At 67.6% G+C, this 17243-nt stretch carries 10 protein-coding genes and 1 pseudogene; 9 read left to right on the top strand and 2 right to left on the bottom strand.

Features of this window, described 5'->3' with window-relative positions; translation table 11 throughout:
• Positions 1–3: 3 nt before the first annotated feature.
• The 7 genes from ACFZAX_RS12825 to ACFZAX_RS12795 all read left to right on the top strand — a co-directional run bounded on the left by ACFZAX_RS12825 (position 4) and on the right by ACFZAX_RS12795 (position 8069).
• Positions 4–894, top strand: coding sequence for a 4'-phosphopantetheinyl transferase superfamily protein (locus ACFZAX_RS12825; RefSeq protein ID WP_390961229.1), 891 nt, complete (start codon positions 4–6; stop codon positions 892–894).
• On the top strand, positions 891–1955 hold the full coding sequence (locus ACFZAX_RS12820; RefSeq protein ID WP_390961228.1) for a methyltransferase: 1065 nt from the start codon (positions 891–893) through the stop codon (positions 1953–1955). Before ACFZAX_RS12825 ends, ACFZAX_RS12820 begins: the two co-directional genes overlap by 4 nt.
• Positions 1952–3187, top strand: a complete 1236-nt coding sequence (locus tag ACFZAX_RS12815) for an amidohydrolase (protein ID WP_390961227.1) — start codon at positions 1952–1954, stop codon at positions 3185–3187. Before ACFZAX_RS12820 ends, ACFZAX_RS12815 begins: the two co-directional genes overlap by 4 nt.
• A 41-nt stretch (positions 3188–3228) precedes the next feature.
• A complete protein-coding gene (locus ACFZAX_RS12810; protein ID WP_390961226.1) occupies positions 3229–3819 on the top strand; it encodes a pyridoxamine 5'-phosphate oxidase family protein in 591 nt (196 codons plus the stop codon).
• 482 nt (positions 3820–4301) lie between these two features.
• The gene (locus ACFZAX_RS12805; protein WP_390961224.1) at positions 4302–4655 is read left to right on the top strand and encodes a hypothetical protein; all 354 of its coding nucleotides are present in this window, start codon (positions 4302–4304) and stop codon (positions 4653–4655) included.
• A 559-nt stretch (positions 4656–5214) separates the two neighbouring features.
• Complete coding sequence (locus ACFZAX_RS12800) at positions 5215–5919, top strand: DUF4232 domain-containing protein (protein ID WP_390961222.1); 705 nt, start codon at positions 5215–5217, stop codon at positions 5917–5919.
• A gap of 650 nt (positions 5920–6569) precedes the next feature.
• Positions 6570–8069 (top strand): FAD-dependent monooxygenase, encoded by a 1500-nt coding sequence (locus ACFZAX_RS12795; RefSeq protein ID WP_390961221.1) that lies wholly within the window; start codon positions 6570–6572, stop codon positions 8067–8069.
• Between the two features lie 59 nt (positions 8070–8128).
• On the opposite strand, the gene ACFZAX_RS12790 is transcribed toward ACFZAX_RS12795, so the two are convergent.
• A complete protein-coding gene (locus ACFZAX_RS12790) occupies positions 8129–8353 on the bottom strand; it encodes a hypothetical protein (RefSeq protein ID WP_390961220.1) in 225 nt (74 codons plus the stop codon).
• Between the two features lie 117 nt (positions 8354–8470).
• Positions 8471–14518, bottom strand: coding sequence for a DNRLRE domain-containing protein (locus tag ACFZAX_RS12785; RefSeq protein ID WP_390961219.1), 6048 nt, complete (start codon positions 14516–14518; stop codon positions 8471–8473).
• A 738-nt stretch (positions 14519–15256) separates the two neighbouring features.
• On the opposite strand from ACFZAX_RS12785, the pseudogene ACFZAX_RS12780 reads away from it, so the two are divergent.
• Positions 15257–15469, top strand: a pseudogene (locus tag ACFZAX_RS12780) (integrase core domain-containing protein); the annotation flags it as partial.
• 1104 nt (positions 15470–16573) lie between these two features.
• Positions 16574–16999: an aspartate 1-decarboxylase gene (panD, locus tag ACFZAX_RS12775; protein ID WP_390961217.1), complete on the top strand. Its 426-nt coding sequence runs from the start codon at positions 16574–16576 to the stop codon at positions 16997–16999.
• Positions 17000–17243 lie beyond the last annotated feature (244 nt).

The raw sequence follows: 17243 nt of genomic DNA, 5'->3' as shown, positions 1-17243 counted from the left end.
GCGGTGCGCGACACGGCGGCGCAGCGGCACCGGGGCGCCGGAGAGCGCCCGGACACGGTGCCGGGCGTACGGGGCCCGGCCCCGCGCCCGGTGGCCGGGGCCGCCGGCCCGACCGTCGCGGTCGCGGACACCCGGGACGTACTGGCGCTGCCCGGCGCCCAGGCGTTCGACCTCACCCCGGCCGAGACGCTCCGCCTCGCGGACGCCCGTACCGAAGCCGCCCGCGCGGACTTCGTCGCGGCGCACTACCTGGCCCGCCTGTGCGCCGCCCGCCGGACGGGAGGCTCACCGCTCGACGTCGTCCTGCACCAGCTCTGCCCCCACTGCGGCGGCCCGCACGGCCGCCCCCGCGTCTCCGCGCGCGGCGGGGCGCCGGCACCGGAGATCAGTCTCTCGTACGCGGGCGGGGTGGTGGCCGCCGCCGCCGCGGACCGCCCGGTCGGCATCGACGTCGAGCGACTGCCGCGCCGGGGCGTGCCCGGCCGCGACAGCCGCGCACTGCGCCGCTTCCTGACGCCCGGCGAGGCCGCCTCCATCCGCGGATCACCTGCCCCCGCGGACGCCCTGCTGCGCGTCTGGGTCCGCAAGGAGGCGCTGGTCAAGGCGACCGGCGACGGCCTGCCCGTCATGGCCGGCCTGGACCTCTCGGACCTGCCGTGCGGCCCGTCGGCCCCCGGCCGGCCGTACCGGATCCGCGTGCCCGGCAGCCCCGTACCCCACGACCTGACCGACCTGGCCGACGTACCGTCCGGCGTGATCGGCGCGGTCGCGGTCGCCGTACCCGAAGTCCCGTACCGCCCCTGTTCCCCCGCCGCTTCCGGCATGCGGTCGCTGCGGTCGCCCGGCCCCGACGAACCGATCGACACCCCCTCAGACCAGGGAGACACACCATGACCGAGGTACAGAACCCGTTCACCCCGCACGAGAGCGTCATCCCCGACGCCCTGACCACGGTGCTGCTCGGCCACAACGCCTTCCAGTTCATGCGTGCCGGCGTCGAACTCGGCCTCTTCGACCTGCTGGAGCGCAGCCCCGGAGCCGGCCGGCAGCAACTCCTCGAAGAGCTCGGCCTTCAGGAGCGGGCCCTGGACATCCTGATCCTGGGCGTCAGCTCGCTGAAGCTGGTGGAACGCACGGACGGAGGCTACTTCAACACCAAGTCCGTCTCCGACCTGTTCACCGGCGGCCACTGGGAGCTGGTCAAGGCGGTCGTCGGATTCGAGGCGTACGTGACCTACCCCGGCCTGGTCGACTTCACCGAGTCGCTGCGGGACAACACCAACGTCGGCCTGCGCCGCTACCCCGGAGACGGCGCCACCGTCTACCACCGGCTGAGCGAGGACCCCGAACTCCTCCAGGTCTTCTACCACTTCATGGGCACCTGGTCCGCCGTAGCCTCGAAGCACCTCATCAACTACGGGGACTTCAGCTCGTCCCGCCGCATCCTCGACGTCGGCGGCGGCGACGCCACCATGGCCATCGCGGTGGCCAAGGCGCACCCCGAGGTCGAGGTCACCGTGCTGGAGATCCCGAAGGTGGTCGAACTGGCCCGCAAGCGGGTCGAGGAGGCTGGTCTCAGCGACCGCGTCAAGGTCGTCGAGGGGGACATCTTCGAGGACGCCTACCCCGAGGGGTACGACACCGTGATGTTCGTGCACCAGCTCCAGATCTGGCCGCAGGACCGCATCCGGGTGCTGCTGGGCCACGCGCACGCGGTACTGCCGGACGGCGGCCGGGTCATGATCCTCAACTCCATGTCCGAGGACGGCTACGACGGTCCCCTGATGGCCGCCCTCGCCAGCCCCTTCTTCGCGGCGGTCGCGGGCGAGGGCGGGATGCTCTACGCCTGGGAGAAGTACGAGGAGTCCCTGAAGGAGGTCGGGTTCGACTCGGTGCTGCGCACCCGCTGCACCGACGCCATCACCCCGCACGGCATCATCACGGCGACCAAGTGACCGGCCCGCTGCCCGCGTACGGCCCGGTGGAGGACCTCGTACGCCTGCGTGAGGACCTCCACCGGGAGCCGGAAATCGGTCTTGACCTGCCGCGCACCAGGGCGAAGGTGCTGGCCGCGCTCGACGGACTGCCCCTGGAGATCACGACGGGCAGCGCCCTGTCGTCCGTCACGGCCGTGCTCCGCGGCCGTGGCGGCGGCAGGGCGGACGGCCACCCTCCGGTGGTGCTGCTCCGCGCCGACATGGACGCGCTGCCCCTGACGGAGACGACCGGCGTCCCGTACGCCTCCGTCCACGAAGGCCGGATGCACGCCTGCGGGCACGACCTGCACACCGCCATGCTGGTCGGCGCCGCCCGGCAGCTCGCCGCGCAGCGGGACGACCTGGCCGGCGACGTGATCCTCATGTTCCAGCCGGGGGAGGAGGGGCACCACGGCGCACGGCTGATGATCGAGGAAGGAGTCCTCGACGCGGCGGGGCCCGGCCGCCGCCCCGTCGCCGCCTACGCCCTGCACGTGGCGTCCTCGCTGCTCCCGTCCGGCGCGGTCCTCACCCGCAAGGGTCCGCTGCTGGCCGGCGGCGACGCGCTGCGGGTGACCGTACGGGGCCGGGGCGGCCACGACTCCCAGCCGCACCTGCTCCGGGACCCGGTCCCGGCGGCCTGCGAGATGGTCCTGGCCCTGCAGACGTACGCGAGCCGCGGCTTCGACCCCTTCGACCCGGTGCTGCTCTCCGTCGGCAGCATCCACGCGGGCACAGCGGCCAACATCGTCCCGGACGAGGCCGAGCTGAAGATCGGCGTACGGACCTTCGGGCCGGGGGCCAAGGCGCAGGTGCTGTCCGGTGTGACCCGGGTGCTGGAAGGTGTCGCGGCGGCCCACGGGGTGACGGTGGAGGTGGACCACGCCATGGACTACCCGGTCACCGTCGTCGACCCGGCCGAGGCGGACTTCGCCGCGGCGGTGGTCGACCGGACGCTGGGGCCGGGCCGGCTCGTCTGGTCCCCGACCCCGCTCAGCCCGTCGGAGGACTTCTCCTTCGTGCTGGACCAGGTCCCCGGCGCCTTGCTCTTCCTCGGCGCCTGCCCACCGGACCGCGACCCCGCGAAGGCGAGCTTCAACCACAGCCCGGACGCCGTCTTCGGCAACGAGTCCCTCGGCGACGGCGCCCGCCTCCTCGCGGGTCTGGCCACGGACCGGCTGGCCGCAGCGGCGGGACGGGCACCCGCGTGAGCCGGTACGCCCAGGTGGCCTTTACCGGCAACGTCCGGAGCGTGCAGGAAGAGAGAGGAAGCCTCCGCGCGATGGACCGGCTGCGGGACGGGCCGGTGGAACCCGACCGGATCGGCCCCCGCGAGGCGGCGTTCATCGGGGCGCGGGACGGCTTCTACCTCGGCACGGTGGGCGAGGACGGGTGGCCGTACATCCAGCACCGGGGCGGTCCGGCCGGATTCGTGCACGTCGTTGACGAGGGAACGCTGGCGTTCGCCGAGGTACGGGGCAACCGGCAGTACATCACCGCCGGCAACCTCCGGGGGGACGACCGGGTCTCGCTCTTCTTCATGGACTACGCGCACCAGGCACGGCTGAAGGTGCTCGGCCGCGCGGAGACCAGGGACGCCGACGACTACACCGGGCTACCGCAACGGGTCGCGGAGGAGATCGCGGGGCTCGGCACCGACGGCCCTCGGGAACGGCTGATGCTCATCCGGGTCGAAGGGCTGGCGTGGAACTGCGCCAAGCACATCACTCCTCGCTACTCCCAGGCGGAACTCGCGGACTCGCTGGAAAAGGTCGCCGAACGTCTCGCGGAACTGGAGGCGGAGAACAGGGAGTTGCGGAAAAGGTTGCGGGAGCGAGGCTGACCGGCCGGGACGGCGGCCCGGCCCCGGTCGTGCCCCCGGCCCCGGTCGTGCGGCCCGAGACGATCGTCGTCGACCGGGGGAGATCTTAGCCTCCGCCCGTCTGGATCTTCTGCTGCTCCAGCCGCGGCACCGTCCGTAGCTGCGACCCCCCGGGAACTGGGCCAGCAGACGGCCGAGGAGTACGCCAAGCAGTGGCGGCCCCGGCAGCGAAAGATGACGGACTGCTCGACCGGCGAGCACGTGGACAGCTCGATCAAGGTGCGCATTGTCCCCCGTTTCGGATCACGAAAGCTGCATTCCGTCTCACCGATCGTGGTTGAGCGGTTCCTGGATGAGATGGAGGGTGACGGGGGCCGGCCGAGGAACCCAGGTGAACATTTTCCGCGCCCTCAAGGCCATTCTCCGAGATGCCTACGGCAAGGGAGCGATGGCCGACGGTCCCCCGGGTGCGTGGGGACTACACGGAGAGCTACCTCCTCCTCTTGGAAACCATCACCCCTCTGGGACCGGCCTACCTCCACGTCATGGAAACCATGGCCCCCGACTTCACCCCGGTCCTGCGCGAGCAGAGGAACGGCGCCTTCGTACTCAACCCCGTCACCCCCGGTTCGCGCACCGGCGCCGAACAGCTTCCCCTCATCCAGGACCGCGCGACCGACATCCTCTACCTAGATCCCTGCCAGCGAGGACGAGAAGTTGCAGCGGCCCCCGAAAGGGTTGTCCCGCAATTCGTGGTGGATCAGTGTGCGGCGTCGGATGCGGTGCATCGCAAGGCGGAAAGGCGTCCGCATACTGGATGTATGCGGACCTTCCGACAACGCGGCGAGGTGTCGTAGCCGTCGTCGCGCACCCGCCAGGAATTGCGGGACAACTCTTGTGCAGGCCGACGAGTGGACCGCCAGCCTCACCGCCGCCCGGGCTACTCCGAGTTCGCGGGCCACCTCAAGGCCCCGCGCAAGCACGTGGAGAGACCGATCTCGCCGAGAACGGCCGGGAGGACCAGTACCGCCCGGGGCCGTGGGTCAACAGGCAGCGGAGCAAGGCAGGCGCGTTGGCCCCGGAGCGGATGGAGCAGTTGTCCGAGGCCGGGATGCGGTGGTCGTGATGGGCATCTTCGCCACCGCGGCCGCCGCGCTCGCGGCCGGCGACGCCGTGCTGTGTCTGGTGGGTCCCCCCTGCGCGTTCCCGGTTCGCCCGTTACGAGATCGCCACAGAGGCCGGACGACCTCGTCACCTGCGGTTTCCTGCCTCCGCCTACTTTTGGTCTCGGTGAAGGGGCGGCCCCGGCCGCCCCTTCGACGGGGGGCGAACCGTCTGCTCGGGACGTCCTGTTCTCCAGCGCGACCGGCGCCTCCGCCGCGCTCCAGATGTCCACACACGACGGGATCACCAGCCATGCGCTCTGTCCGACTCGCCACCTCCGCCTCTGCCGCCCTCACAACGGCCGCCCTGGCACTCGCCCTCACCGCGTGCGGTGGCGACGGTGACGGATCGGCGTCACCGGCCGCCAGCTCCGCCGCAGGGAGTGCGACGGGGGGTGCGGCAACCAGCCCATCCACCTCCTCCGCCCCGGCGGCCACCTCCTCCGACAGCTCGGCCGGAGTGACCGCCACCCCCGCCGCCGAGGACACCTCGGGCACCTCGACGTCCGGCGGCTCGGGCTCGTCCGGTTCCTCGGCCTCCTCCGGAGACGACGACTGCACCCTCGACTCGTCGAGCATCAAGCTCGAGGAGACTGGCGGCACCATCCCCTCCATCCTGCTCACGCTCACCAACACCGGAAGCAAGGACTGCGCGGTCTACAACGCACCCTTCGTCTCCGACCCGGTCGCGGGCAAGAACCTGCCGGTCAACAAGGACACCGTCCCGCAGGCCGTGGTGGAACTGGCTCCCGGCCACACCGCGTACGCGGCGATTCACCTCTCCGACAAGCCCACCCACCGCACCAAGGCCCTCAACGTCACCCTGGCCGACCCCAGCGGCGGCGGCACGGACGGCCACGTCACGGTCACCGCCCCCGCCTCCGGCTCCGGTCTCGGCCTCGACGACAGCTCTGAGGTCACGTACTGGCAGGTCAGCGAGGAGCTGGCCCTGCAGTAGGCGACTCCCCGCCGTCCTCCGACCGCTCTGTGAATCGGCGCCTCCCTGCCGTCCCGCCGCCTTCCGGACCAAGCGCCGCATGAGCACCGAGCAGCACGGCGCGGACGCTTTACGACAGGAAAGCTGGTCCGCATTCGGCCAACACCTGCACGACGGCACGACGGCACGACGGCACTGATCACGGTCTTGCGGGCCCTGGCCGCCGCTGGCATCGGACACGAGCAGGCCGACGACATCGTGTTGACCGCCGGGGCGGTGGCCGGTGCCCACACCTGGATCTCCGGGAGCGGCGCCCCGAGTGGGTCACAGGAGCGGTCCAAAACGGCTGGCACGAGGATGTCCTCGACGTCGCCAGCATCGACACGACCGACACCACGGTGCGCCGGTTCGCCGCCTCCAGCGCACGGCTGCTCGCCCGCTTCAGTGGCCGACTTCTCTGTCCTGGAGGAGGTCAGCTCGCGTCAGTGGAATGCTGACGCTCGTGTCGAAAGAAGTCAGTGGGGAGAAACGGAGCGAAATGACCACCCTGTCCAGCAACGATCACCCCCGAAGAATCGAGGTCAAGGGCGACTGACTCCACGAGGCAGCCTATCGCCGCATTACGATCAACGCGTCGACGCTGTCGGGAACGAGCTGCGAAGGGTGTTCAAGTGCTACGTCCTACGGTTCTGGTTGTGGGGGCAGGGCCGACCGGACTCGCCCTGGCGTGCGGCCTTGCTGCGGCGCGGGTGCCGGTCAGAGTCATTGACAGGCGAGAGGGACCGTCAACCGCTTCACGAGCATTGGGTCTGCAACCCAGAGGCGCCGAGGTCCTGGACCGACTGGGAGCCCTGGGGGAGCTACCAGAGCGATCGGTTCATGCGGCGGAGTTTGTTACCTATGTGAATGGAAAGCGGCTGATTCGCCTGAGAGTTGGCGCGCATGCCACTTTGGTGAATCGTCCTGTGCTGATCAATTCGCAAGCCGAGGTGGAGGCGCAACTTCGTCGTCGGCTATGCGTGCTGGGTGTCGATGTGGAATGGGGCAGGGATCTTGTCGGCGCTGACCAGGTTGCCGAGGGCGTGACAGTTCAGCTCAATGACGAAGTAATTCACTCGGAGTGGCTGGTTGGTTGCGACGGAGCGCACAGTCGTGTACGTGAATTGGCCGGGATTGACTTCGCGGGGACGTCCATGGCGGAAGGGTTCTTCCTGTCGGATATTCACGCAGCGCTACCATTCCCTAGAGATGTGGTGTCCGTATGGCTGCACAAGAAGGGGATTTTCAACGTTTTCCCTCTGCCGGGAAGCGATGTGTGGCGCCTCGTAGCCTCCACCCCACGGGACAGTGATAATCTTGATCCCGATCAGGCATCCACCGTGCTCAAGACGGCCTTGGAAGACCATGCGGGAGTTCGGCCGCCAGAGGTTTGGAATGCTGCGTGGACGTCTACATTTCGAATTCAGCGCCGTCTCGCTGCCAGGTACCGATCCGGCCGGATGCTCCTGGCCGGAGACGCCGCTCATGTGCACAGTCCGTTCGGTGGCCAGGGCATGAATACCGGCCTTGGTGATGCAGAGAACCTGGCCTGGAAACTCGCCCTGGTAGCTTCGGGGCGAGCTCGGGAACGGCTGCTCGACACCTACGAAGCTGAGCGCCGGCCGGTGGCACGCGAAGTGATGGCGGCCACAAGCAGCCTTACTCGCCTGGCGGTCGGGGAGAACCTGCTGACACGAGTCATCCGTGACCGCGTTCTGGCCCCGGTACTCAATCTTCCAACCGCTCAGCGGTTCTTGTGGGAGAAGTCCTCGCAGCTCAGAACCAACTACCGCAACGGTCCCCTTGCGATGCAGTCGCCGGGTTGGCGCATCGGAGCCGCTTTGCGCCCTGGTGATCGGGTACCGGACCTGCGATGCCTGCGAGGCAACGGCAGCCAAACGCGCCTGCACCATGAGCTCGGTTGCCGGTGGGCACTTGTCGCATCGGGCGCGGACACCGCGGCGCTTGCGTCCATCGCTCGCCGACGCCTGGGAGAAGACGTCACTGTGATCACCTCCGCCGAGCCCGGAGACAAGCGGACGGTCATGCTGGTACGTCCCGATGGTCATCTCGGGTGGAGGGGTACCTCGCCGAGCTCCCTGGAAAATTGGCTGGCTCGCGCCTTCGCCTGAACAGGTGTGGTCCCCCAATCGCTTGGAGGACCACACCTGCCTGGGTCAGCGCCTGCCTTCTACGCCATGGCGAGCAGCGAGGCGAGCAGGAAGGATGCCAATCCGCCGAAGAACAGCACTGCCGCGGCGACAACCGCTGCCCGGCGGCACCGGATCCGGGTGGCGCGACTGACCATGAGAACCAGGAGCGCGGCAACAACAGGCAGTGCCGCGAACGCCAGCATCGTCAGGCCCAGCGTCTCCGAGCCGCTCCCTGCCCCACCCGATTCCTGCACCTGCTGCATGCCGTCAAACGTGAGTGGCAGTACAGAGACAAGCCACGGAACCGCGGCCAGGAGGGCGATGAGCAGGTATTTCCATCTCGGCCGTACCGGATTGTGGACTGGAGTGTCAATGATGCATCACCAGATTCCGTAGACGGACGTGTAGAACGAGATATCGACGGCGAAGACACCGAACCCTGTTCTAGCAGCGATCTTATTCGCTGTTGAGCAGTACTTGTTGTTGTCGCACTTCGTCTTGTTCGGCCCCCACGCCTTGACCTTCATGTAGACCATGCCCCAGCTCTTCTTGAAGGTGAACCTGAGTCTCTTGCCAGGACCTTCGAAGTGTCCCTTCAAGGACAGGAACTGGAAGTAGGTCGACGTCAGCTTCTCCACCTTCACCGGCCCCAGAACGGGCTTCAGGTTGCAGCGCTCTCCCCGATTGAGGTTGGCGCCACACCCGCTGAGGGGGAAGACCCAGAAGTGGGTGCGAATCCACGTGAATACCGTCTTGGCGGAGCTCCAATAGAACCCGAGATTATACGAGAACGAGTAGGAGTAGGCGCCCGTCAGGTCCGTGCAGGAGATGGGGTTTCCGCGGCAATACTCGTAGCTGTTGTCGTTCCCTCCATAGACCGGGTCGGCTTGCAGGAATCGGCCAGAGGCGGGGTCGTAGAGACGTACTCCCATGAGCGAGATCCCGCTCAAGGTGCCGCTGTCCCGTTGGTAGGAGCCCAGCCATCCGTATGCGGTCGACACGGTCCCGTCGAGTGCGTTGCCATACTCGCCGTACTGCTGGACGGTCGGCGCCACAGAGGTGTCCAGCGGTAGCTGGACCGCGACGTCGCCGTGCAGGTTGGACAGTTGGAGGACCACGTTGCCGGCAGCTGTGCTGACGGCAACGAGAGAGCCTCTCAGATCGGCGATATTCCGGCTGACGTCACCCGCCGAGGACTTGCTCCAGCTGGGGCTGTCACAGTCACAGCCATAGTGATTGGTGACGGTGCCCGTTGTATTCCAGGAGCCGTCGGTTGCCTTGGTCTGGTCAACGGAGACGGCAAGTCGTCGGGCCGGATCCAGGTTCCAGGTCTGGCGGCTGCTGCCGACGGTCTCGCTGTGTACGAGGTCGTTGGCGTAGTAGGTCAGGGTGCTGTCGCCACTGGTCTGGGTACGGCCCAGCGCGTCGTAGGTCACACCATCGGCGATGAGTCGATCAGCGCTGTCGTAGCGGTACGACGCAGTGACCGTGCTCACGTCGTCAGTGCTTGCGTCGCAGTCGTCCGAGCTGGTCTGCAGTGCGGTGCGGTTGCTGCTTGCGCCAAGGGTGTAGGCGCGGGTCGTGCAGCCGGCTGCGGTGGTGTCGGCGGCCTGGATGAGGCGTCCGGCACTGTCGTAGGCATAGGAGGTGTCCGTGGTGGAGCCGTCGGTCTGGGTGTGACCGACTTGTTCACCGCGGGTGTTGTAGCGCGCATTGTCCGAAAGAATCGTGTTTCCGTTGGCATCGGCATAGAGGCGGCCGGTTTCTCTGCCGGTGGTGTCCATGCTCACCGTCAGCCGATTGCCGCCGGGAAGGGTCTCGGAGGTGAGTGCGCCATCGGCGTTGTACGTAGCGCTGAAAGTGCCGGCGACCGAGTCTGTCAGGGTCTTCCGGTTGCCGGAACCGTCGTAGGTGTAAGTCACGCTGGCCGGCGCCGAATCCGTGACCTTCACCGGGCGGTCAACGACGTCGTAGGACATGACGGTGGTGTTTCCCGCGCCATCGCCGTAGGACGTCTGACGCCCCAACACATCGTACGTGGAGGAGATGGTTTGCCCGCCGGCGCTCCGAGTCGCCACCTGGCCGTTGGTCTCGTTGTAGGTGACGGTGACCGAGGGGACTTCCTGACCGGTACCACCCGTGATGGTGGTACCGGTCGGGCGGCCCGCACTGTCCTTTCCGATGGTGGTGGTGCGGGTCACGCCATTGGCCGTCTCAGCCTTGGTAGCGATCTGTATCCACCTGTCGTAGGTGAAGACAGTGGTGGTGGCCTCGTCCGGGTTGCTGCCGCCGTCGGCGATCTTGGCTGAAGGTGAGGTCTTGCAGACCAGGCCGGCCCACTCGGGCCGACCTGCGCAGACGCCACTTCCACCGGCGGTGTAGTACTCATATGTGACGGTCGCGGCGTCGCCTCCGTTCGATCCCGAGGTACGTGTGGTTGCGACCTTCCCATCGGCGTTGTACGTGGTCACCATTCCGGTCGAATCGTCGCCGCCGCTCCCCTTCGTCTGGCCTGTAGCCCAGTCGTAGCTGGTGGTTACGGTGCGGACGTCACCCTCTGCGCCGTATCCGTCGATGAAGGCACCGGTCTTGGTTGTGGTCACCAGATCCGACAGAACCGCGTCGGAGGGTCGGTTCTCGTCGTACCGATACGACGTGTGCGTACGAGCCGGAACAACCGTGCCTGCCGGTAGTGAGGTCTCGGCGGCGGAACCAGCCAGCTTCTCACTGAGAGTCATCTCGTGGAGGGGACTGTACTCGTCCTGGAGGCGCTCACCGTCGGAAGAGTATTCGGAGACCACGGACAGCAGTCGGGCTCGGTCAGCTGTCGACAAGTCGGTCAGGCCGAGCGTCGTCAGCGTGTCTGCAGCATCGCTGGATTTACCCAGGGCCAGTTCGCGGTTGGCCGCGCTGAGTTCAGTGACCGTGTTGCCGAACTCGTCGTACCCGGTTGTGGTGATCGATCCACCTGGCGCCGCGGTGTTCGTCTCCTCACCGTTGGCGTCAATGTAGGTGATGGTGGCGCTGGCATATGCGTCCGAGGCTAGGTTGCTCCCAGTGGGGGAGGACGGAGCAGAGCCCGGCGGGAAGACCGCCGTGGCATCCGTCGGCGCAGTGTCCTGTGCCCACGTTGCGACCGTCGCCTTGTCCAGCTGGTAGGGGGCAGTGGAACCGGAGAGCGGCACGTCATAGACGACGCTGGTCACGGCGGTCCCGGAGACCTCGCTGTTCGACCCGCTGGCGAGTGCCGAGCGCGATGCCCGCAGCAGCATGCCCTCACCGGCGGTCGAAGCGGAGCCCGCCTTGCCGTAGGTGAAGGTCCACGGAAGTTCACCTGGCTCGGTGAGGGTCGCGATGCGGCCGTCGGAGTCGTAGGTGTAGGACGTCTTCAGCGGCGGGCTGATCTGCGGGTCCCACACGCTACGCAGGTGTCCGGCGGAGTCGTAGGCGTAGGACGTGATTGCCTCGGCCGTGGACGCAGAGGCGCCCGGGCTGGTGGCCCACAACCTCACGGCCTTGACCTGGTTCTGGTAGTCCCCGAAGGCACTACTGGTGGCTGTGGTGGTGGAGGCGTAGACAAACTCCAGTACACGGCAGCCCTTGGTCGACGGGTCCGCCTGGCAGGTGGACGTGGTGACCGCGGGAGTCGGCGAGATCACGTACTTGGGCCGGGCCAGCGTCTGGTCACCGACTACGACCGACTCCGACGCAACGGTGACAGATGAGTCGCTCAGAGCCGACGCCGTGGACGACAGCGTCCAAGTCGGAGCCGCAGAGGTGGCCTTGGTGAACACCGTGTTGTTGGCATCGGTGTCGGTCAGGGTGAACTTTGTCCCCGACAGTGCGCCCGTCAGGGTCAGTGCCTCTTGGCCGGGCTGAGCCTTCCAGCCGCCGTTGGCGGTGCTGGTGAATGCAATGGCGCTGCCATCCTCGGTCAAGATCTCGACCGAGGTGCTGGATGTGGCGCGTAGCTGGGTGTAGGCCGCTCCCTGGGCGGTGACTGAAGAGGTCCATCCCGGCCCGAAGATGTCGGCCTGGCCCTCACGGTCCGTGTCGTTCGCCCGGGACGAGTAGGAACGGCTCACCGTGGTGTCGAACGCCGAGGCATCGGGAGCCGACAAGGTGTAGTCACCGGTCAGCTGATTTACGGAGCCCGGACCCGCAGGCGCGTCCGGTGCGGCGCCGGCGTCGCGGTCCAGAGTCACATCGACGGTCTGCGAGTAGCCAGTGCTGCTGCCGTTGGTGAAGCCGGCACGCAGCTCGATCACGCCGTCCTCGGAGAGCGAGGCAACGGTATTCCACACCAGTTTGGTTGCGCTGCCGTTGGTGACACCGACCGGCCAGGCCGAGACCGCAGCACCGGAGGCGGTGACGTCCTTGACCGGAATGGAACGCCAGGAGTCCTCTTCGCCACGGCGGTACTGCCAGGTCACCCCGGTGTAGGTCGTCAGTCCCTTGGCCGAGAGAGTCAGTCGGCGGGCTGTTTCGGCACTGTCTTGCGGGGACAGAATCGCCGCGCCGTCCGCCCCGACACCGAAACTGTAGGCGGTGGTGGCGGTAGAGGCGTTCCCTCCAGAGTCGATCGTACGGGCGTAGAGGGTGTGCCAGCCGTTTGCCGGATCGATGCTGATCGTCAGCGCATCACCGCCGGTGCCGTTCGTGGTGTCCAGCTTCTTGTTCGGCAGGCTGTTGTTGTCCAGCCCCCAGAGGTAGCCGGCGCCGTCGGTGGAGGTGGTGTCCAAGGTGCAGGACACTGCGCTCGCGGCCTTCGCCGTCCAGCCATTCTCTTCGTACTGGTCACAGGTGACTGTCGGAGCCTCGGGCAGCCCGGTGTTCAGTCTGAATGTCGTGTATCCGGACCACGGGCCGTAGTCGACGCCGTCGTATGCACGTACCCGATAGCGCAGGGTCCTGCCCGACGGGAGTGAGTTCGCCGAGGGGATGGTGAGCTTCGCCGTCGAACCCGAGGCCACCGATGAGGTCGTACCCGTGTACGCGTACGTTGTGTCCGCGTATGCGGGGTCGGCGGTGAGCTCGAATTGCGCCTTGGTGCTGGAACCGTCCGGGTCGATCACCTTGGCCGACAGGGTCGGAGTGAGGGAGGTGACATAGCGCATGCCGTTGTACGCGTTGACCTGCGAGGGCGCGATCGCCGGCGAACTGGCGCCCGAGGGGTAGGAGTTGTACGTCACCGTCAGGTGCGGCTCTGTCGAACCGTCGCCGGACACGTAGTTGGCGGAACGGTAGCGGCGCCACGTCAGGGAGTCGGTCTCCGAGGCGCCCGCGACCCGGATGCCGTAGTTGACCGAACCAGACGCCCACGCCTGCACAATCGCATCGATGTCGAAGTTCATCGTGCCCGCTGGGCAGGAACTGTCGTATCCCAGCGCCGCCTTGTTGATCACTTCACCGGTGGCTGTGGTGGACGGCTGGGCACCCCAGGTGATGTCCGACGACGACCAGGTCGAGGTGATACGACGCACCTGAGTGCCCGAACCCGACGTGCCACATGTCGACGAGTAGTACGAGTACAGGGCAAGGTTGGTGTCAGTGATGTGCTTGCCGTTGAAGGCCGACACGTCGAACTTCAGGTATGCGCGTGCCTTGGTGGTGCCGCCGTCGTAGGTACCCGACTTGAGCTCGGTCGAAGAGACCTGTGAGTCAGGGTAGTTGGTGGCCACCCACGTATCGGTGCTGGCTGCGAGCGTGGTCGTGGGATCGACGGTGACCGGATAGGTCAGCTCTTGCGCAAAGAAGTCTGCATCCGGGGCCAGGGTGAGGACCTGGGTTCCGTCGTCCGCGGTCTCGACCTTCGTCGATACGCGGGCAGCGTGCTTCGACTCACCCGAGGTGGCGTCCTTTGATGAGTCCCACATCATCGGTGCCGGCGCCTCGGCGACGAGCTTGCCGTCAGAATCCTTGAGCATCAAGTGGCCGGAATCGGCCACTGACAGCTTGAGCCCTTCAAGGAGCAGGGGGATTCGGTACTCAGGCGCGTCGGCCGGACGTTGGTTCAGCACGACATTCTGGGAGAAACCCTGGGCAAGCGCGGTTACCGTGAGGGTTTCCGCGTCACCAAGCTTGTAGGACGCGGTGTCGCCGTCCACGGACGGTGTCGGCAGCTTCGACGTCCAGCCCAGACCAAAGGACTTGTCTCCCTTGTCGACTGCAGCCAGCGCGGTGTCCCCGCCATCGGACACCGTGATGTCGGCTGCTGCCACATCCGGCTCCAGTGACGCTCCGGTGTCGGTGAGCGATGTGTCGATGTCCTTCCACGTGCCTCCCACTTTCTGCCGGATCGGCCCGGCATAGGTAGAGGTCTGAAGCTCTCCACTGGGCAAGGCATACGTCGTTGCGGATGCCGTACGCTCCGACAGCACCTCGATCTTCCGGTCCTGCAGGCGGGCCATCAGCAGCGCCGCCGCCACTGAATTCGCCGATGAGGCAGTTGGCTTGGTCTCCGTAGACGCAGAGACCTCCGCCGCAACCGAGTTGGCTGCGAACGCTGTCCCAGTAGCGACCGAAACCGTCGCAGCCTGGGCGGCCATCGCCGCGGCCAAAGTCAGGGCTATTCGCCCTAGAGCCGCTGGCGATCTGTGGCGCTGCCGAGGCGCGCCTTGAAGTCTTCGTTTCATCAGTCCTCCCCTTGTAGTCACTACTTCCCCACACGATCTCCACGCTGTGGGTGGCGTGATCATAGAGGTAAACGATCACCGCGATGCAGCATTTGCGACCTCTGGTACAGGTGGGCACGGCTCTCCTTGTCCTGGACGCCGTTCAGGTCTGGCGCGGTGCCGCCGAGCAGCGGAGTCTGGGACGTCTGGAGCACGCGGCGCGGCCCGTTGCTTTTCGCTGCCCGCTGGGCGGCATCCGCAGTGGGCGCGCGGGGAGCGGACGGCCCTGCAGTTGGACTGAGGTTCCCCGGGATGCGGTAGTCGGTGACGGAACGTCAGAGCACGGTATGGGGCCTGATGCTCGATTCTTCGTTTCGTGCTGGCCAAGGGGGCAGGTTGTGGCGACGTTGGTCGATGACGGCCGGGGCTGGGTGAACAAGCCTGGCTCGGTCTCGGCCGGGATCCCGCGGTCGGCCAGCCGCTTGAGCTTCGCCTGGGCCTAGTTGAAAGGGCCTGGCCTGGAAGGCCGCCCTGGCGGGACTCGGCGCTGCCGGCAAACTCACCCGCCCCTACCGGCCCCAGACCAACGGCAAAGCCGAACGCTTCAACCGCACCCTGGCCGACGAGTGGGCCCACCAACGGCCCTGCACGTCACACGACGAACGAGCCACAGCCCGGGCAGACTTCCTCTCACACCTACAACCACCACCGCTGCCACACCGCACTCGGAGGCCGGCCCCGATCAGCCGCGTCAACAACCCTGCGTCAATACATCCAGCGGCTCCAGGCCGACGGACCGCATGTCCGCCTCGGCCCGCTCGGCCCCGTCGGCGCGCTCCCGGAGGATCGCCCGACGGCTCTCCTTCGCGCACTCCGTGCACCCGACCCGCCCAGCGCTGAGATACGCCGGTCGCGGGGAGACGATGTTTCCGCACGGCAGGTGCCGGGACCGCCGCGGCTCCCGTTCCCGGGACAGGGCTCCAGCGGCTCGTACCCGTCCGCCCGCATCGCGGCGGTGTGCTTGGCCTCGGCCGCCTCACTGCGCAGGCGCCCCGCATCCTCGCAGTCGGGGGAAGGAGTGCGGGGGTATGGGCAAACCATGCGACGATTCTCGCGCTTCGGGGCGAGCGGCGAGCCCTGGTTCGCGGTTCTCCCTCAGAATCGGCTCGCGTGGGTGCCGGCTGTCGTCCGGCTCCATGACGACCACCCGGGGGAGACCCTGCTGTTCCGTTTTTATCGTGTCGCGACCGGCCGCGTGCTGATGGGTTCTGTCGGATCATGGAATAGACGTTCGCATCCCAAACACTCAGCCCTACTCGCCTAGCAATGTCGGCAGCCGGGCCCACAGGCGCTTCCGCTCTCAGTGCCGCAGGGGCTGTGCGTCGCCGGCCGGGGTCGTTCTCCTGCCGTCCGTGCCTGCGGCTCGCGGGGCTGCCGGGCGGGAAGCCGTCGCTCGCGAGCTTCACGCTGCCGAGGGGCCTCGGACGGGCGGCAGGCAGCGAGCCGACTTCCGGAGCGGTCAGGCGTCGACCGGTTGATGGCCGAAGTGGCCGTGTTCCGCGAAGCGGAGCGATGTCGGTGCCCGACAGTTTGGTGGTGCGTGGGCGTACGTCGTCCATGTGCAGTGGGTCCCCCGGAAGCCTGATGACTCATCAGGTAGGTCGGCATCCGGTCAGTATGAGTCTCTACGTGCTCCGGGGCGATCGCCCCAACAGACGCCTGAGCGGGGGGAAAGACCCAGGGAGGAACCCGTCTCGGCTGACCGGAGCGATGTTCCTCACTGGCATCGTTCGGCACGCGCCGGTGTAAGGTGGGGGCCGCCTTTGACCTGCAGAAAGCAGGCAGGGAGCCGTCTTAGAGGAGTCCAAAGTGCTGCGCACTCTGTTCAAGTCCAAGATCCACCGTGCCACTGTGACCCAGGCCGACCTGCACTACGTGGGGTCGGTCACGATCGACGCCGAGCTGATGGAAGCCGCCGACCTGCTCCCCGGTGAGCTGGTGCACATCGTCGACATCACCAACGGCGCCCGCCTGGAGACCTACGTCATAGAGGGCGAGCGGGGTTCCGGCGTGATCGGGATCAACGGCGCCGCCGCGCACCTCGTGCACCCCGGCGACCTGGTCATCCTGATCAGCTACGCGCAGGTCGAGGACGCGGAGGCGCGCACGCTCGTCCCCAGCGTGGTGCACGTCGACGCGGAGAACCGGATCGTCGCGCTGGGGAACGACGCCTCCGCGCCGGTACCCGGCACCCCCACCGAGCGCAGCCCGCACGCGGTCCCGTCCGCCCGCTGACGCCGACGGGCATCGGGCGGGCCCCGGCCGACCGGGTGCGGTCCGGGCGTGGGAGGTGTGGTCCCGGCAGGCGCGGGCAGCCGCAGCGGGAGACGGTGGGGATGAGCCCCACTCGTACCGTTCGCACCATGGGAGGGTCGCGATGACTCAGCCGTACCCCGATCCCGTCCACCCGTCGCCCGTACCGAGCCCGCCGCCGGTGCCCGGGCCGCCGACGCCGGTGCCCACCCCGCCTCCGGCGCCG

This window comes from Streptomyces sp. NPDC008125, from assembly GCF_042957125.1.
GTDB lineage: Bacteria > Actinomycetota > Actinomycetes > Streptomycetales > Streptomycetaceae > Streptomyces.
Note: the sequence above shows the minus strand (reverse complement) of the source record. Positions and strands in the feature narration are given on the sequence as shown.

Bases quoted from the DNA above. Each gene is read 5' to 3' on its own strand.
- ACFZAX_RS12800 (WP_390961222.1), top strand. From the start codon at position 5,215: ATGCGCTCTGTCCGACTCGCCACCTCCGCCTCTGCCGCCCTCACAACG.
- ACFZAX_RS12790 (WP_390961220.1), bottom strand. From the start codon at position 8,353: ATGCAGCAGGTGCAGGAATCGGGTGGGGCAGGGAGCGGCTCGGAGACG.
- ACFZAX_RS12820 (WP_390961228.1), top strand. From the start codon at position 891: ATGACCGAGGTACAGAACCCGTTCACCCCGCACGAGAGCGTCATCCCC.